The organism is Pseudoalteromonas sp. TB51, assembly GCF_000498055.1.
Taxonomy (GTDB): Bacteria; Pseudomonadota; Gammaproteobacteria; order Enterobacterales; family Alteromonadaceae; genus Pseudoalteromonas; species Pseudoalteromonas atlantica.
The window spans coordinates 1-729 of sequence record NZ_AUTO01000147.1; the positions used below are offsets into that span (position 1 = coordinate 1).

Genomic DNA, 729 nt, shown 5'->3' on the forward strand with positions numbered 1-729 from the left:
AAGCTATTCAGATTTTAGGGGGGAACGGCTACATAAACGAATACGCCACAGGGCGCTTATTACGTGATGCCAAACTATACGAAATTGGTGCTGGCACATCAGAAATACGCCGCATGCTTATTGGCCGCGAACTCTTTACCGAAAGCCGTTAAGGATTAAATTATGACGATATTAAAATCGAGCGTTAATCCTCACGATCCTACTTTTGTGCAAAATCACAAAAACATGGCAGCTTTGGTTGATGATTTACATAGTAAAGTAGCCACCNCATTAGCTTAGGCGGCGGCGCTGCGTTAAAAGAGCGTCACGAAGGCCGAGGTAAGTTATTTGTACGTGACCGTATTAGCACTTTATTAGATGAAGGCTCACCGTTTTTAGAAATTTCGCAATTTGCAGCCTTTGGTGTGTACGAACAAGAAATTGCCTGTGCGGGTGTAGTTGCTGGTATTGGCCGTGTTAAAGGTATTGAATGCATGATCATTGCAAATGATGCCACGGTAAAAGGCGGTACGTACTTTCCGCTTACCGTTAAAAAGCATTTACGCGCACAAGATATAGCCGAGCGTTGCCACTTACCGTGTATTTATTTGGTTGATTCGGGCGGTGCTAACCTGCCTGAGCAAGACGATGTATTCCCTGATAAATTACATTTTGGCCGTATTTTTTATAACCAAGCCCGTATGTCGGGTAAAGGTATTCCTCAAATTGCCGTGGTAATGGGGTTATGTA

The 729-nt window shown here is 43.7% G+C and carries 1 protein-coding gene and 1 pseudogene; both read left to right on the top strand.

Features of this window, described 5'->3' with window-relative positions; all coding sequences use genetic code 11:
* On the top strand, positions 1-152 hold a 152-nt coding region (locus L650_RS23635; protein ID WP_262974670.1), incomplete at its 5' end, for an acyl-CoA dehydrogenase family protein.
* 10 nt (positions 153-162) lie between these two features.
* Positions 163-729 (top strand): annotated as a pseudogene (locus L650_RS23640) (carboxyl transferase domain-containing protein); the annotation flags it as partial.